We start from the raw sequence: 14,484 nt of genomic DNA on the forward strand, positions 1-14,484 counted from the left end.
GGCTACCCTCCGCCCGTGGACAACGAGTTGAAACGGTCGCTGGGAGTCTTCGACGCGGTGGTCGTCGGGCTCGGGGCGATGGTCGGGGCCGGCATCTTCGCCGCGCTCGCCCCGGCGGCAGCCGCGGCGGGTCCCGCGGGCGGCGCGCTGCTCGCCGCCCTCGCGGTGGCGGCCTTGATCGCCTACTGCAACGCGCACTCCTCGGCGCGGCTGGCCGCCCGGTATCCGGCCTCCGGCGGGACCTACGTGTACGGGCGGGAACGGCTCGGCCCGTTCTGGGGATATCTGGCCGGCTGGGGCTTCGTCATCGGCAAGACCGCCTCGTGTGCCGCGATGGCCCTCACCGTGGGGGCCTATGTGTGGCCCGGGCAGCAGCATGCCGTGGCCGTCGCCGCGGTGGTGGCGCTGACCGCCGCGAGCTACGGGGGTCTGCAGAAGTCCGCCCGGATCGCGCGGGTGATCGTGGCGGTGGTACTGGCCGTGCTGGCCGGGGTCGTGGTGGTGTGCCTGACCTCCGGCGCGGCCGACGCGGGACGGCTCGGCGGTCTGGCCGGGGGCGGCGCCGGCGGCCTGCTCCAGGCGGCCGGACTGCTGTTCTTCGCCTTTGCGGGATACGCCCGGATCACCACCCTGGGCGAGGAGGTGCGTGATCCGGAGCGCACGATCCCGCGGGCGGTGCCCCTCGCTCTGGGGATCGCCCTGCTCGTGTACGCCGCGGTGGCGGTGGCAGCGCTGTCGGTGCTGGGCGCCGACGCCCTGGCGGCTTCGACGGCTCCGCTGGCGGACGCGGTACGGGCGGCCGGGCAGCCCGGAATGACCCCCGTGGTCCGGGTGGGTGCCGCCCTGGCGGCGCTGGGCTCGCTGCTGGCCCTGGTGCTCGGGGTGTCGCGGACCACCCTGGCGATGGCCCGGGACGGCCATCTCCCCCGCGCGCTGGCGGCCGTCCATCCACGCCATCAGGTGCCGCACCATGCTGAGCTCGCCGTCGGTGCGGTGGTCGCGGTGCTCGCGGCGACCACCGATCTGCGGGGCGCGATCGGTTTCTCCTCGTTCGGAGTGCTGGCCTACTACGCGATCGCGAACGCTTCCGCTTGGACTCTCGATTCAGCTGTCAAAGGCCGGGCCGTGGCAGCGGTCGGGCTGTCCGGCTGTGTCGTGCTGGCCTGTGCGCTGCCCCTCGCGTCGGCGGTCGCGGGGGGTGCCGTGCTGGCCGCGGGCGCGCTGGCCTACGGCCTGCGCAGGCGGCTCACACGCGGGATCTGAACTCGGCCCAGGGCGCCAGGTCCAGGTCGTACTCCTCGCCCGCCGCGGAGTCCTCGCAGTACCAGGCGGTGCCGTCGAGCCAGCCGCGCAGCCAGTCGGCGAGGCTCGGGGTGTCCATGAACCAGGCGAGGTCCGGATCCCCCAGGTTCGGGTCGAACAGCAGCACCTGGGCGGTCTCCGAGCTGCAGTCGACGCAGACGTACATGCCGCAGCCCCAGTGGGCGATCGGCAGCACCCCGCCGGGCCATTTCCATCCGGATCCGCGCATCGCCCGGTAGGTGGCGACACCGTCCTTCAGGGGCAGCAGCCCGCACTCCGGGCCGAACCCGCCGTCCCCGACGCGGGTGTAGAGCCCGGCGAGCAGCGGCGGCAGCTCGAAGCCGAGTATGAGCGCGGCCCGGGCCGGCTCCTCGGCGTCCAGCGGCGCCGGCAGGGGCCTGCCCTGCCCGTCCGCAGCATCCTGCGCGCGGGTGGCGACTTGCTCCAGCAACTGCTCGGTCTCGTCCATGCATTCATGGTGACCCATGCCACTGACAATCGCCCTGACCTGCGCCCTCGCCCCGGAACGGACCTCCGGGCGAGCCGCCTGCGGATGCCGGATCCACCGTCAGTTCCCGGGCTCCTGCGGCCCCTTGCCGACGTCGTCGCGCGCCGAGTCGTACCCGATGAAGTACGTGGGCCGGCGCTGTACGGCGGTGTAGATCCGGCCGATGTACTCGCCGAGCAGCCCGACGCAGATCAGCTGCACACCGCCGAGGAAGAGCATGCCGACGAACAGCGAGGTCCAGCCGGGCACGGTCTTGCCGAGCAGGAACACCGCCAGCGTCCAGGCGATCATCACGAGGCAGGTGACGAAGCTGATGACGCCGAGCCAGGTCGCGAGCCGCAGCGGGGCGGCCGAGAAGTTGGTGATGCCGTCCACGGCGAGGCGGATCATCTTGCTCAGCGGGTACTTGGTCTCGCCCGCCACCCGCTCGGCCCGGCGGTACGTGACCTGCCCGCTCGGGAAACCGAGCCAGGGCACCAGCAGCCTGTAGACCTGCTGCTGGTCGGGCAGGGCCTTGAGGGCCTCCACGGCCTCGCGGCTGAGCAGCCGGAAGTCCCCGGCCTGCGCGGGCACCTGCTTGCCGACCATGCGGCGCATCAGCCAGTAATAGGCGGCGGCGGTACGGCGCTTGAAGCCGGTGTCGGTGCTGCGGTCGGAGCGGACGCCGTAGACGATGTCGAGGTTCTCGGACCGGGCCAGGTCCAGCATCTCCGGTACTTTCTCCGGCGGATCCTGGAGATCGGCGTCGATGCTGGCCACGTACGCCCCGACCGAGCTGTGCAGCCCGGCGCGCAGGGCGGCCTGGTGGCCGGAATTGCCGCGCAGCCGGACGATGCGGAGCTCGGGCCAGTCCGTACGGAACTTCTCGAGGAGTTCGGAGGTCCGGTCGGTGCTGCCGTCGTCGACCGCGAGGACCTCGTACGTGACCGCTGTGCCGTCGAGCACCGGCCGCAGCCGGCTCACCAGGGCGGGGAGGGCCTCCTCCTCGTTGTACATCGGCACGATGACCGACAGGGTCGTGGCCGTGCGTGCAGCCGACACTGGTTCTCCCTGTCCGTGTTCCCTGGCCACCCTGCCGTCTACCGGGAGGCGAACGGCGCGTCGGTCGGGACGATCTCGCGGCCCAGCGGCAGCAGGGCGAGCGGGACCATCTTGAAGTTGGCGATGCCGAACGGGATGCCGATGATCGTGACGCACAGGGCGATGCCGGTGACGATGTGGCTGAGGGCCAGCCACCAGCCAGCCAGGACCAGCCACAGGACGTTGCCGATGCAGGACGCCGCGCCCGCGTCCCGGCGCTCGACCGTGGTGTAGCCGAAGGGCCAGAGGGCGTACACCGCGATGCGGAAGGCCGCGATGCCGAACGGGATGCCGATGATGGTGATGCACAGGAGCACGCCCGCGAGGCAGTAGCCCAGGAACAGCCAGATGCCGCTCAGGACGAGCCAAATGATGTTGAGGATGGTCTTCACTGACTACGGCCTGCCATCTGTTCGAGCCGGGCGATGCGCTCGGCCATCGGTGGATGCGTGGAGAACATCTTAGAAAGGCCCTGGCCCGGGCGGAACGGATTGGCGATCATCATGTGGCTCGCGGTCTCCAGCCTGGGCTCGGGGGGCAGCGGGAGCTGCTTGACGCCGGCGTCCAGCTTGCGCAGGGCGCTGGCCAGGGCGAGCGGGTCGCCGGTGAGCTGGGCACCGGACGCGTCGGCCTCGTACTCGCGCGAACGGCTGATGGCCAGCTGGATCACGGACGCGGCCAGCGGGCCCAGGATCATGATCAGCAGCATGCCGAGGATGCCGGGCCCCTCGTCGTCGTTCGAACGGCCGATCGGGATCAGCCAGGCGAAGTTCACCAGGAACATGATGACGGAGGCGAGGGCTCCGGCGACGGACGAGATCAGGATGTCGCGGTTGTAGACGTGGCTCAGCTCGTGGCCGATCACCCCGCGCAGCTCGCGCTCGTCGAGTATGCGCAGGATGCCTTCGGTGCAGCAGACCGCGGCGTTGCGCGGATTGCGGCCGGTGGCGAAGGCGTTCGGCGCCTCGGTCGGAGAGATGTAGAGCCGTGGCATGGGCTGGCGCGCGGAGGTGGAGAGCTCGCGCACCATGCGGTAGAGCTGGGGGGCCTCGAACTCGCTGACGGGGCGGGCGCGCATCGCGCGTAGAGCCAGCTTGTCGCTGTTCCAGTACGCGTACGCATTCGTCCCGAGGGCGACGAGGACGGCGATGATCAGCCCGCCGCGCCCGAAGAAGCTCCCGATGACGATGATGAGTGCGGACAGCCCGCCGAGGAGTACGGCGGTCTTCAGCCCGTTGTGCCGGCGGTGCACGGTACGCCCTCCAAATGGTGCGGCAGGGGGACCCCCGTCCGGGATCTGCGGATCTGCGGGTCTACGGTCCAGTGGACCCTCCCTTCTCGCTCAACGCGAGGTGAGGGCTTCTGGTTCCCAGGGCGTGCCGGGGCGGCCGCCCCGGTGTCCGGGGCGGCGGTGCGGCGGCGGGCGTTGCTCCGTACGGGTCACGGCGTACGTCCGGACCCGCGCGCGAGCCGGCGCACGGGGCCGGCGTACAGGGCCGTCGTACGGGTCTGCCGGAGCGGGCTACTGCGGGAACAGGCTGCCCGCGGCGAAGCGCAGGACGAGCTGCGGGGCGCCCGAGAGCACCACGGCGGTGACGGCCGTGATCGCGATCGCGGCGGTGACCGGCCACGGGGCCTTCGCACGAACGGTCTCGGCGGCGCCCTCGGGGGCGCGGAAGAGCAGCGCGGTCCAGCGCAGGTAGTAGTACAGGGCGATGACGACGTTGACGGCCATGACCACGGCCAGCCATCCCAGGCCCGCGTCGACCGCGGAGCGGAAGACGGTGACCTTGGCGAAGAGGCCGATGAGGCCCGGCGGCAGGCCGGCCAGGCAGAGCAGGAAGAAGGCCAGCGCGAGGGCGGCGGCGGGGCGCTCCGCGTACAGGCCGCGGTAGTCGCTGATCCGGTGCAGCGGCTTGGTGCGGGCGACCAGTGCGGCCACGGCGAAGGCGCCGAGGTTCACGGCGGCGTACATGAGGGCGTACGCGACGGTGGAGCCGATCTGGTCGCGATCGGAGTACGCGGCGGCCGCGATCGGGACCAGCAGGTAGCCGGCCTGGCCGACCGAGGACCAGGCGAGCAGCCGGACGGCGCTGCCCGGCCGGTCCGCGCGCTGGCGCAGGGCGGCGGCGTTGCCGAGCGTCATGGTGAGAGCGGCGAGGACGGCGAGGGCCGGGCCCCAGATGTCGGAGTACGCAGGGAAGGCGATCACCGTGACGAGGATGAGGCCGGTGAAGCCGACGGCCTTGCCGATCACGGAGAGGTAGCCCGCGATGGGCAGCGGCGCGCCGACGTAGGTGTCCGGGACCCAGAAGTGGAAGGGGACGGCCGCGGTCTTGAAGGCGAAGCCGACGAGGGTGAGCGCGACGCCGGCCATGGCGAGGGTGTCGAGCTGCCCGGGGACGTCCTCGAGGCGGTCGGCGACCTGGGTGAGGTGCAGGGAGCCGGTGGCGGCGTAGACGAAGCTGACGCCCAGCAGCGAGACGGCGGTGGCGGTGACGGAGGAGAGGAAGAACTTGAGGGCGGCCTCGGAGGAGAGGCGGTCGCCGCGGCGCATGCCGACGAGGGCGAAGGCGGGCAGCGAGGCGACTTCGAGGGCGACGATCAGGGTGGCGAGGTCGCGGGAGGCGGGCAGCAGGGCGGCGCCGGCGGCGGAGGACAGCAGCAGGAACCAGTACTCGCCGGCGGGCATGCGCGCGTCGCGGACGGCGGTGACCGACAGCAGCGCGGTGACCAGGGCGCCGGTCAGCACCAGGAACTGGATGACGAGCGTGAAGTGGTCGGCGGTGTAGCTGCACGCACCGGGGTCGGTGGAGAGGCAGAAGGTGGCGCGGTCGCCGGCGCGCAGCGGCAGCAGGGTGACGGTCGCGGCGGCGAGGCCGGCGACGGAGAGCCAGCCGAGCAGCGGCTTGAGCCGTTCCGGTACGAAGAGGTCGGCGACCAGGACGACCAGGGCGACGGCGGCGGGGAGCACCACGGGGGTGATCGCGAGCCAGTCGATGCTCTGGACGACGCTCGCGGTCTCGGCGGCCGGGGCCGTGGCGGCGGTCAGGGCGGACAGGGCCGTCATGCGTTGCCTCCTGCGAGGAGCTTCTGGACGGCCGGGTCGGTGAGGCCGAGGAGGACAGCGGGCCACAGGCCGGCGAGGACGGTGAGGGCCGCGAGCGGGGTCCAGGCGGCGAACTCGTAGCGCTGGATGTCCGCGAGTTCGAGCGCGGGCGCGGGCTCGGGCAGGGCCTTGGGGTCGCCCATGCAGACGCGTCGTACGACGATCAGCAGGTAGGCGGCGGTGAGCAGGGTGCCGAACGCGCCGAAGGCCATGTAGGTGAGGAAGGCGGGCCGGGACAGGCCCTGCGCCGGGTCGAACGCGCCGAACAGGGCCAGCATCTCGCCCCAGAAGCCGGCGAGGCCGGGCAGGCCGAGGGAGGCGACGGCGGCGAAGGCGAGGAGGGCGCCGAGGCGGGGGGCGCGGCCGTAGAGGGCGGCCCCGGTGGCTCCGGCGAGGGTGTCCAGATCGGCGGTCTTGTAACGGTCCTTGAGCGCACCGACAAGAAAGAAGAGAAGGCCGGTGATCAGACCGTGCGCGATGTTGGCGAACAGCGCGCCGTTCACACCGGTGGGAGTCATCGAGGCGATGCCGAGGAGGACGAAGCCCATGTGGCCGACGGAGGAGTACGCGATGAGGCGCTTGAGGTCGCCCTTGTTGCCCTTGCGGGCGAGCGAGAGACAGGCGAGGGACCCGTAGACGATGCCGATGGCGGCGAAGGCGCCCAGGTAGGGGGCGAAGGTCGCCATGCCGTCGGGTGTGACGGGGAGCAGGATGCGCACGAACCCGTACGTGCCCATCTTGAGCAGTACGCCGGCCAGCAGGACGGAGCCCACGGTGGGCGCGGCGGTGTGGGCGTCGGGCAGCCAGCTGTGCAGCGGCCACATCGGGGTCTTCACCGCGAGGCCGAGGCCGATGGCGAGGACGGCCAGGAGCTGGGTGGTGTGGCTCAGTTCGCGGCCGTTGTCGGAGGCGAGGGCCACCATGTCGAAGGTGCCGCTGTTCAGCCCGATCAGCAGCAGTCCGAGCAGCATGACCACGGAGCCGAGGAGGGTGTAGAGGATGAACTTCCAGGCGGCGGCCTGCCGCTGAGCACCGCCCCAGCGGGCGATGAGGAAGTACATCGGGATGAGGACCATCTCGAAGGCGAGGAAGAACAGCAGCAGGTCGAGGACGGCGAAGGTCGCGAGGGTGCCGGACTCGAGGACGAGGAGCAGTGCGACGAAGGCCTTGGGGGACGGGCCTTCGGGGAGCTTGAAGTAGCTGTAGAGCGCGCAGAGGAAGAACAGCAGCGCGGTCATCAGGAGGAGGGGGAGCGAGATGCCGTCGATGCCGAGGTGGATGCGGACGTCCAGCGCCGGGATCCAGCTGAGGTCCGTGGTCGCCTGGAAGCGGGCCGGGGCGTCGTGGTCGAAGCCCAGAGCGAGGGCGACGGCCGCGGCGAGGATCACGCCCGTCACGGTCACGCCGTGGCGCAGCACGGCCTGTTCGGGGCTCTTGCCCTTGAGGCCGGGCGGGGCCGGCAGGAGGGCCGCGGCGGCGCCGAGGAGCGGTGCGGCCACGACGAACGCCAGAAGGAACTGCATCACGGACGGGCTGATATCAATCACGGCTGACTCACGGCTCACGATCCGGCGTTGACGTTGGCGAGGACGGCGGTGGCGATCGCCAGGACCACGGCGCCGGCGAGCAGGGCGCTCAGGTAGCTCTGCACGTTGCCGGTCTGGGCCCGGCGTACGAGGCTGCCGAGCAGCCGGGGGCCGGCGCCGGCGCCGCGGACGTACGTGTCCACGACCTCGCGGTCGAGGAAGCGGACGAGGCTCGCGGCGGCGCGGACGGGGCGGACGAACAGCCGGTCGTAGACGGCGTCGAGGTGGAAGCCGTCGGCCGCGTGGCGGTGCAGCGGGCCGAGCAGCGCGCGGCCGGGGTCGGGGGCTGCGCCGGCCGGGACGGCGGGGTGGTCATGGGTGACCTCGGCGACCTCGGGGGTTTCGGCGGCCGACTCCGCGGCGGCGGCGGACGCCGATGCGCCGGCTCCGTAGCCGACGGCGGCGGCCTTGGCCGTGGCCCGCTGCCACAGGGCGTAGGCCAGCACCGCGCCGACGGCGGTGGCTCCCGTGCCGAGGACCGAGGTGGTCAGGGACGGGGTGAGTGCGTTGCCGTCGAACCAGTCGGCGATCGGTCCGGCGGTGAGGCCGAAGCCGATCGTCGGGATCGCGAGCAGCCACAGCACGCCGGTCATGGCGACGGGCTCCTTGCCGTGGTCGGGGGCGGCGGCGCCCCGGCCGCGGAAGGCCATCAGCCACAGCCGGGTGGCGTAGGCGGCGGTGAGCAGGGCGGTCAGCACACCGGCGACGAGGACGACCCAGCCGGCGGCGCTGGGGGCGAACTCCGAGTGGCCGCCGGCGGTGTGCTCGGCGGCGACGAGGACGGCTTCCTTGGAGAAGAAGCCGGCGAAGGGCGGGATCGCGGCGAGCGCGAGCAGCGCGATCGTCATGGTCCAGAAGGCGTCGGGGATGCGCTTGGCCAGGCCGTCCATCCGGGACATGGCGGCCAGGGAGTTCGTGCCGGCGGCGTGGATGATCACGCCCGCTCCGAGGAACAGGAGCGCCTTGAAGGCGCCGTGGGAGAGGAGGTGGAAGATGGCGGCGCCGCGGTCGCCGACGGCCAGGGCACCGAGCATGTAGCCGAGCTGGCCGACCGTGGAGTAGGCGAGCACGCGCTTGATGTCGTCCTGGGCCAGGGCGGCGAGCCCGGAACCGACCATCGTGACGGCCGCCATGACGGCCATGACCACCAGTGCGGCCTGCGAGGCCGCGAAGACCGGGAGGAGACGGGCGACGAAGTAGATACCGGCGGCGACCATCGTCGCGGCGTGGATCAGCGCGGAGACCGGGGTGGGGCCCGCCATGGCGTCCGGAAGCCAGGTGTGCAGCGGGAACTGCGCGGACTTGCCCGCGACGCCGGCGAGCAGGAGGAGCGCGATCAGCGTCGGGTGGTCGAGACCGCCCGCGGCGACGGTGCCCAGGACCTTGGTGATCTGGAAGGAGCCGGCGTCGGCGGCGAGCGCGAACAGGCCGATCAGGAAGGGGACGTCGCCGAGCTTGGTGACGAGGAAGGCCTTGAGGGAGGCGGAGCGGGCCGCCTCGGTCTCCCAGTAGTGGCCGACGAGGAAGTACGAGCAGATGCCCATGATCTCCCAGCCGACCAGCAGCACCATCAGGTCGCCGGAGTAGACGACGAGCAGCATGGCGGAGGTGAACAGTGACACCAGAGCGGCATACGACGGGTAGCGCGGGTCCTCGCGGAGGTACGCCGTCGAGTAGAGCTGTACGCAGGTGGCGACGACGCCGACCAGCACGGCGACCAGGACGGCGAAGCCGTCCAGGTAGAGCGCGAGGTCGATCGGCACCGAGCCGGTCGGGGTCAGCTCCGTCGAGGCGACGATCGGCTTGCCGCCGCCCTGGCGGACGGCGACGACCACGGCCAGCACGGCCGCGGCCAGCGCCGGCAGTACCGCGAGGGGCCGGACGAACCCGGGGGCGCTGCGGCCGAACAGCAGTCCCGCCACCGCGCCCAGGAAGGGCAGGAGCGGGACGAGGACCGCGAGGGTCGTGGTGCTCACGCGGTGACCTCGCTCTGGTTGTTCGGGGCGGGCTCGTGGCCCTCGGCGGTGTCGCGCAGCCGGTCGACGTCCGAGGTGCCGCGGTTTCGGTACACCATCAGCACGATCGCGAGGCCGATGCCGATCTCGGCGGCGGCGATGGCGATCGTGAAGAGGGTGAGGGCCTGGCCGGCGTGGAGGGTGTCGCGCAGCCAGACGTCGAAGGCCACCAGGTTGAGGTTGACGGCGTTGAGCATCAGCTCGACGGACATCAGGACCAGGATGGCGTTGCGGCGGGCGAGCACTCCGTACAGGCCCGTGCAGAAGAGGAGCGCCGCGAGCACGGCGGGATAGGCGAGGTGCATCAGCGCTGCTGCCCCTTCGTCTTGTCGTCGGGTCCACTGGCGGCGGCGTCCCTGCGGGAGAGCACGATGGCGCCGATCAGGGCCGCGAGGAGGAGGACGGAGAGGGCTTCGAAGGGCAGTACCCAGTGCTGGAAGAGCATCGTGCCGGTCACTTCGGTGGAACCCTGGGCGGGGCCGTCGAGATCGATCCAGGTGGTGCGGAACGCGTCGACGACGACCCAGACGAGCGCGGCGGCCGCGACGAGGGCGACGCCGAGGGCGACCCGGCGGTTGTTCGAGTCGGCGTCCGGGGAGCGGCCGATGGGTGCCTTGGTGAGCATCAGCCCGAAGAGGAGGAGGACGACCACGGAACCGAGATAGATCAGGACCTGGACCCAGGCGATGAACTCGGCGGTCAGCAGCAGGTACTCGACGGCGATCCCGCCGAGCGCGACGACCAGCCAGAGGGCGGCGTGCACGAGCTGCTTGGTGGTGACCGTGATCGCGGCCGCGCCGAGGGTGGCGAGGCCGACGAGGACGAAGGCGATCTCGACGCCGGTCGGGGAGAGGAACCCGTTGCCCGTTGCCGCGGCGGCCAGGGCGGTGGCTGCGGGGGTCACGCGTCTCCCTCCGGGGTGTTCGGGGCATCGGTGTCGGGCGCGGCGGGGGCGGCCGGCTCGGCGGCAGCGGCGGCTGCCGCGGCGGCGGCCTCGGCCTTCTCCACAGCCTTGCGGGCGGCGGCGATCTCCTTGGGCTCCTCGGCGGCCGGGTCCAGGGCGGGCGGCGCCGGGACCGTCCACATCCACTCGCGCAGCTTGTCGCGCTCGTGGGTGAGTTCGAGGATGTCCGTCTCCGCGTACTCGAACTCCGGCGACCAGAAGAGGGCGTCGAAGGGGCACACCTCGATGCAGATGCCGCAGTACATGCAGAGGGAGAAGTCGATGGCGAACCGGTCGAGGACGTTGCGGCTGCGCTCGCGGCCGCCGGGGGCGGCGGCCGGGACCGTCTCCTTGTGGGAGTCGATGTAGATGCACCAGTCGGGGCACTCGCGGGCGCACAGCATGCAGACCGTGCAGTTCTCCTCGAACAGTCCGATGACCCCGCGGGTGCGGGGCGGGAGCTCGGGCTGCACCTCGGGGTACTGGGCGGTGTGCGCGCGCTTCGTCATCGTGCGCAGGGTGACGGCGAGGCCCTTGGCGAGGCCGGATCCGGGGATGGGCATTACTGGATCGCCACCTTCACGATGCCGGTGAGCGCGATCTGGGCGAGCGCGAGCGGGATGAGTGTGGTCCAGGCGAGCTTCTGGAGCTGGTCCTCGCGCAGCCGCGGGTAGGTGACGCGGAGCCAGATCACGACGAAGGCGAGGACCGCGGTCTTGAGGAGGGTCCAGACCCAGCCGTCGGCGACGGGCCCGTGCCAGCCGCCGAGGAACAGGACGGTGGTGAGGGCGCAGAGGACGACGATGCCGGCGTACTCGGCGAGCAGGAACAGCGCGAAGCGCAGGCCGGTGTACTCGGTGTACGCGCCGAAGATGATCTCGGAGTCGGCGACGGGCATGTCGAAGGGGGGACGCTGGAGTTCGGCGAGGCCGGCGATGAAGAAGACGAGCGCGCCGGTGATCTGCCAGGGCAGCCACCACCACTGGAAGGCGTGGACGATGCCGGGGAGGGACACGGTCCCGGCGGCCATGGCGACGGACGCGGCGGCGAGCAGCATGGGGAGCTCGTACGCGAGGAGCTGCGCGGCGGTGCGCAGGCCTCCGAGCAGGGAGAACTTGTTGGCGGAGGCCCAGCCGGCCATCAGGCTGCCGAGGACGCCGACGCCCATGACGGCGAGTACGAAGAACACCCCGGCGTCGATGACCTGGCCGACCGCGCCTTCGCCCGGGCCGATGGGGACGGCGATGAGGACGAGGAGGTACGGGAGCAGGGCGACGGCGGGGGCGAGCTGGAAGATGCGGCGGTCGGCGCCTGCCGGGACGACGTCTTCCTTCTGCGCGAACTTCACGCCGTCGGCGACGAGCTGGGCCCAGCCGTGAAAACCGCCGGCGTACATGGGGCCGAGGCGGCCCTGCATGTGCGCCATCACCTTGTGCTCGGTCTGCCCGACGACGAGCGGGAGCACGAGGAAGACGGCGAAGACGACGATGAGTCGCAGGGCGACGTCGAGGAGGTCATTCACGCGTCGCCTCCGTTTTCGGATTCGGATTCGGGGGTGTGGCCGGTCCCGGCCTCGGACTCCGCGCCGGGGTCGGCTGTGCCGGTGTCGGCCGTGTCCCCTTCGGCTGTGCCGGGGGCGGCCGTGCCGGGGGCGGGTGCCTTCGGCTCGGCCTCGGGCCCGGTGTCGGCCTTCGGCGTGGACTTCGGCTCGGCCTGGGGGCCCGGGTCGGCCGCGGGTGCGGAGCCGGGCTTGGGTCCCGGTTCCGGTGCCGGCGCCGGCGCCGAGTCCTGGTCCTGGTCCGCGAAGGCGGGCTGGGGGTTGTGCCAGGGGGCGTCCGTGCTGCGGGGGGCCGGCCGCCTGCCCGGCGCCACCGTGCGCCCGGTGGCCGCCTGGCTCGCCGAACCGTCGGCTGCCGAACGGGCACGGCGGGCCGGACGCGGAGCGGCGTCGCCCTGCGGCGCGTCCTCTGCCGGCGCGTCCTCTCCCGGCGCGGCCGGCGTCGCTGCGGCTTCCGCCGGCGGGACGGCCTGGCTCGCCGAGCCGTCCGAGGCGGTGCGGGTGCGGCGGGCCGGGCGCGGGGGCTCGACCGCGGCGGCTCCAGGCGCTGCTGCGGCCTCCGTCGGCGGGGTCGCCGGGGCGTCCGTGCCCGGGCGGGGGCGGCGGGCCGGGGCGCCCTCGCGGGGGGCGCGGGCGGTGCGGGCCGGGCGGGTGGGGGCCGGCGGGAGCTGGCCCTTGAGCGGGCCCCAGTCGTTGGGGTCCGGGACACCCGGCGGGAGCATCTGGCGGCGCTTCGGGGCGTCGGGGTCGTGCGCCTCGCCCGGCTCCTTGGCGCCCGGCCAGGCCTTCGCGACGCGCGCGGCCAGGACGAAGTCCTTGCGCAGCGGGTGCCCCTCGAAGTTCTCCGGGAGGAGGAGGTGGGCGAGGTGCGGGTGGTCCGTGAAGACCACGCCGAACATCTCGTACGTCTCGCGCTCGTGCCATTCCGCACCCGCGTAGATCGCGACCGCGGAGGGGAGGGACGGAGCGGAGTGCGGGACCGTCGTACGGAGGAGGAGACGGCGTACCCGGCGGTTTTCCAGGGACACGACGTGCGCGCAGATCCGGAAGCCGGTGCCCGGCTCGTCCACCGCGCTCAGCCAGTCGAAGTAGGTGCAGCCCAGCTTGTCCCGGGCGATCTCCAGCGACGGGATCCAGCTGCCGACCGGCACGTCGACCGTCAGCACCTCGTACTCGGACGAGGCGACGGCCTCCGCGCCGAAGACCGTCGCGGCCGCGTCGGGGAGGGAGTCGTAGAGGTTCATGCGCCGGCCCCCGGTGCGGGCGGCGGCGTGACCAGGCCGCTGGTGAGCTGCGCGACCGACGGCCCCGCCGCGTAGCGGTCCGCGAGCGACTCCCGAGCGATCTTCTCCTGGAGCTTGAGGATGCCCTGCAGCAGCGCCTCCGGGCGGGGCGGGCAGCCGGGGACGTAGACGTCGACGGGGATGATCTGGTCGACGCCCTTCGTCACCGCGTACGAGTCCCAGTACGGCCCGCCGCAGTTGGAACAGGCGCCGAAGGAGATGACGTACTTCGGCTCCGGCATCTGCTCGTACAGCCGCTTCACGGCCGGGGCCATCTTGTCCGTCACCGTGCCCGAGACGATCATCAGGTCCGCCTGGCGCGGGCCGGGCGCGAAGGGGATGACGCCGAGCCGGATGAAGTCGTGCCGGGCCATCGACGCGGCGATGAACTCGATCGCGCAGCAGGCGAGGCCGAAGTTGAAGACCCACAGGCTGTAGCGGCGGCCCCAGTTCAGGACCACCTTCATGGGCTCCGGGGCGAGGCGGGAGAGGACTCCCAGGCGCTTGGGCTCCGGGAGCAGCTGGGGCTCGGCCGGTGTCACGGCCGGTGTCACGTCCATTCGAGGACGCCCTTCTTGTACGCGTAGAGCAGGCCGACGGCCAGGAAGCCCAGGAAGACGAACATCTCCACGAGCGTCGTGGCGCCGTAACCGGCGGCGGCGAACACCGTCGCCCACGGGAAGAGGAAGATCGAGTCGACGGCGAAGATGACGTAGAGGAACGAGTAGACGTAGTAGCGGACCTGGGTGTGCGCCCAGCCCTCGCCGACGGGGTCCACACCGCACTCGTACGTCAGCAGCTTCTCGGGGGTCGGGACGACCGGTCTCAGCAGGCGGCCCGCACCGAACGCGACGGCCACGAAGAGCACACCGAGGACGGCCAGCAGGCCGACGACCGAATAACTCCGGAAATAGTCCGCTGCGAGCACGATTACGGTCGATACCGTTGGGTCGGGCACGTCCGTTCCTCGCTCCTTGGCCACTGTCGACGATCTGGTACGGACGGGAGTCTAGGGCCTGGTTCACACAGGGTGGGGTTATCCCCCGTTTACTGCGGCCCGGCTGCCCCATGGCACCCGCGGGGCGATATTGGCAGGCTGG

At 72.1% G+C, this 14,484-nt stretch carries 15 protein-coding genes; 1 reads left to right on the plus strand and 14 read right to left on the minus strand.

Annotation, left to right across the window (positions count from 1 at the left end):
• Window positions 1-15: 15 nt before the first annotated feature.
• A complete protein-coding gene (locus tag AB5J51_RS17670) occupies window positions 16-1,263 on the plus strand; it encodes an APC family permease (RefSeq protein ID WP_136225715.1) in 1,248 nt (415 codons plus the stop codon).
• Here the strand turns inward: AB5J51_RS17670 and AB5J51_RS17675 are convergent.
• The 14 genes from AB5J51_RS17675 to AB5J51_RS17740 all read right to left on the minus strand — a co-directional run bounded on the left by AB5J51_RS17675 (window position 1,247) and on the right by AB5J51_RS17740 (window position 14,342).
• Window positions 1,247-1,771: an SMI1/KNR4 family protein gene (locus AB5J51_RS17675; RefSeq protein WP_053788703.1), complete on the minus strand. Its 525-nt coding sequence runs from the start codon at window positions 1,769-1,771 to the stop codon at window positions 1,247-1,249. The genes AB5J51_RS17670 and AB5J51_RS17675 overlap by 17 nt on opposite strands.
• 99 nt (window positions 1,772-1,870) lie before the next feature.
• A complete protein-coding gene (locus AB5J51_RS17680; RefSeq protein WP_369780271.1) occupies window positions 1,871-2,806 on the minus strand; it encodes a glycosyltransferase family 2 protein in 936 nt (311 codons plus the stop codon).
• Window positions 2,807-2,889: 83 nt separating this feature from the next.
• Window positions 2,890-3,282, minus strand: coding sequence for a YccF domain-containing protein (locus AB5J51_RS17685; RefSeq protein WP_053788704.1), 393 nt, complete (start codon window positions 3,280-3,282; stop codon window positions 2,890-2,892).
• Window positions 3,279-4,142 (minus strand): zinc metalloprotease HtpX, encoded by an 864-nt coding sequence (gene htpX, locus AB5J51_RS17690; protein WP_030298125.1) that lies wholly within the window; start codon window positions 4,140-4,142, stop codon window positions 3,279-3,281. Before htpX ends, AB5J51_RS17685 begins: the two co-directional genes overlap by 4 nt.
• A 270-nt stretch (window positions 4,143-4,412) precedes the next feature.
• Complete coding sequence (locus AB5J51_RS17695; protein ID WP_136225714.1) at window positions 4,413-5,960, minus strand: NADH-quinone oxidoreductase subunit N; 1,548 nt, start codon at window positions 5,958-5,960, stop codon at window positions 4,413-4,415.
• On the minus strand, window positions 5,957-7,522 hold the full coding sequence (locus AB5J51_RS17700; protein ID WP_053788707.1) for a NuoM family protein: 1,566 nt from the start codon (window positions 7,520-7,522) through the stop codon (window positions 5,957-5,959). Before AB5J51_RS17700 ends, AB5J51_RS17695 begins: the two co-directional genes overlap by 4 nt.
• 38 nt (window positions 7,523-7,560) lie before the next feature.
• On the minus strand, window positions 7,561-9,561 hold the full coding sequence (locus AB5J51_RS17705; RefSeq protein ID WP_369778057.1) for an NADH-quinone oxidoreductase subunit L: 2,001 nt from the start codon (window positions 9,559-9,561) through the stop codon (window positions 7,561-7,563).
• Window positions 9,558-9,905, minus strand: a complete 348-nt coding sequence (gene nuoK / locus AB5J51_RS17710) for an NADH-quinone oxidoreductase subunit NuoK (RefSeq protein ID WP_030298116.1) — start codon at window positions 9,903-9,905, stop codon at window positions 9,558-9,560. Before nuoK ends, AB5J51_RS17705 begins: the two co-directional genes overlap by 4 nt.
• On the minus strand, window positions 9,905-10,504 hold the full coding sequence (locus AB5J51_RS17715; protein ID WP_133897200.1) for an NADH-quinone oxidoreductase subunit J: 600 nt from the start codon (window positions 10,502-10,504) through the stop codon (window positions 9,905-9,907). The genes nuoK and AB5J51_RS17715 overlap by 1 nt, the downstream gene beginning before the upstream one ends.
• The gene (locus AB5J51_RS17720) at window positions 10,501-11,106 is read right to left on the minus strand and encodes an NADH-quinone oxidoreductase subunit I (protein ID WP_053788710.1); all 606 of its coding nucleotides are present in this window, start codon (window positions 11,104-11,106) and stop codon (window positions 10,501-10,503) included. Before AB5J51_RS17720 ends, AB5J51_RS17715 begins: the two co-directional genes overlap by 4 nt.
• Window positions 11,106-12,065 (minus strand): complex I subunit 1 family protein, encoded by a 960-nt coding sequence (locus tag AB5J51_RS17725; protein WP_136225713.1) that lies wholly within the window; start codon window positions 12,063-12,065, stop codon window positions 11,106-11,108. Before AB5J51_RS17725 ends, AB5J51_RS17720 begins: the two co-directional genes overlap by 1 nt.
• On the minus strand, window positions 12,062-13,345 hold the full coding sequence (locus AB5J51_RS17730; RefSeq protein ID WP_369778058.1) for an NADH-quinone oxidoreductase subunit C: 1,284 nt from the start codon (window positions 13,343-13,345) through the stop codon (window positions 12,062-12,064). The genes AB5J51_RS17725 and AB5J51_RS17730 overlap by 4 nt, the downstream gene beginning before the upstream one ends.
• Window positions 13,342-13,944 carry an NADH-quinone oxidoreductase subunit B gene (locus AB5J51_RS17735; protein WP_053788712.1) on the minus strand — a complete coding sequence of 201 codons (603 nt, stop codon included), beginning with the start codon at window positions 13,942-13,944 and terminating at the stop codon, window positions 13,342-13,344. The genes AB5J51_RS17730 and AB5J51_RS17735 overlap by 4 nt, the downstream gene beginning before the upstream one ends.
• Window positions 13,935-14,342, minus strand: a complete 408-nt coding sequence (locus AB5J51_RS17740) for an NADH-quinone oxidoreductase subunit A (RefSeq protein WP_369778059.1) — start codon at window positions 14,340-14,342, stop codon at window positions 13,935-13,937. Before AB5J51_RS17740 ends, AB5J51_RS17735 begins: the two co-directional genes overlap by 10 nt.
• Window positions 14,343-14,484: the final 142 nt, after the last annotated feature.

Origin of the sequence: Streptomyces sp. R33, from assembly GCF_041200175.1 — a bacterium.
Lineage (GTDB): Bacteria > Actinomycetota > Actinomycetes > Streptomycetales > Streptomycetaceae > Streptomyces > Streptomyces katrae_B.

Bases quoted from the DNA above. Each gene is read 5' to 3' on its own strand.
- AB5J51_RS17675 (WP_053788703.1), bottom strand. From the start codon at position 1,771: ATGGACGAGACCGAGCAGTTGCTGGAGCAAGTCGCCACCCGCGCGCAG.
- AB5J51_RS17680 (WP_369780271.1), bottom strand. From the start codon at position 2,806: ATGTACAACGAGGAGGAGGCCCTCCCCGCCCTGGTGAGCCGGCTGCGG.
- AB5J51_RS17695 (WP_136225714.1), bottom strand. From the start codon at position 5,960: ATGACGGCCCTGTCCGCCCTGACCGCCGCCACGGCCCCGGCCGCCGAG.
- AB5J51_RS17700 (WP_053788707.1), bottom strand. From the start codon at position 7,522: ATGCAGTTCCTTCTGGCGTTCGTCGTGGCCGCACCGCTCCTCGGCGCC.
- nuoK (WP_030298116.1), bottom strand. From the start codon at position 9,905: ATGCACCTCGCCTATCCCGCCGTGCTCGCGGCGCTCCTCTTCTGCACG.
- AB5J51_RS17720 (WP_053788710.1), bottom strand. From the start codon at position 11,106: ATGCCCATCCCCGGATCCGGCCTCGCCAAGGGCCTCGCCGTCACCCTG.
- AB5J51_RS17730 (WP_369778058.1), bottom strand. From the start codon at position 13,345: ATGAACCTCTACGACTCCCTCCCCGACGCGGCCGCGACGGTCTTCGGC.
- AB5J51_RS17735 (WP_053788712.1), bottom strand. From the start codon at position 13,944: ATGGACGTGACACCGGCCGTGACACCGGCCGAGCCCCAGCTGCTCCCG.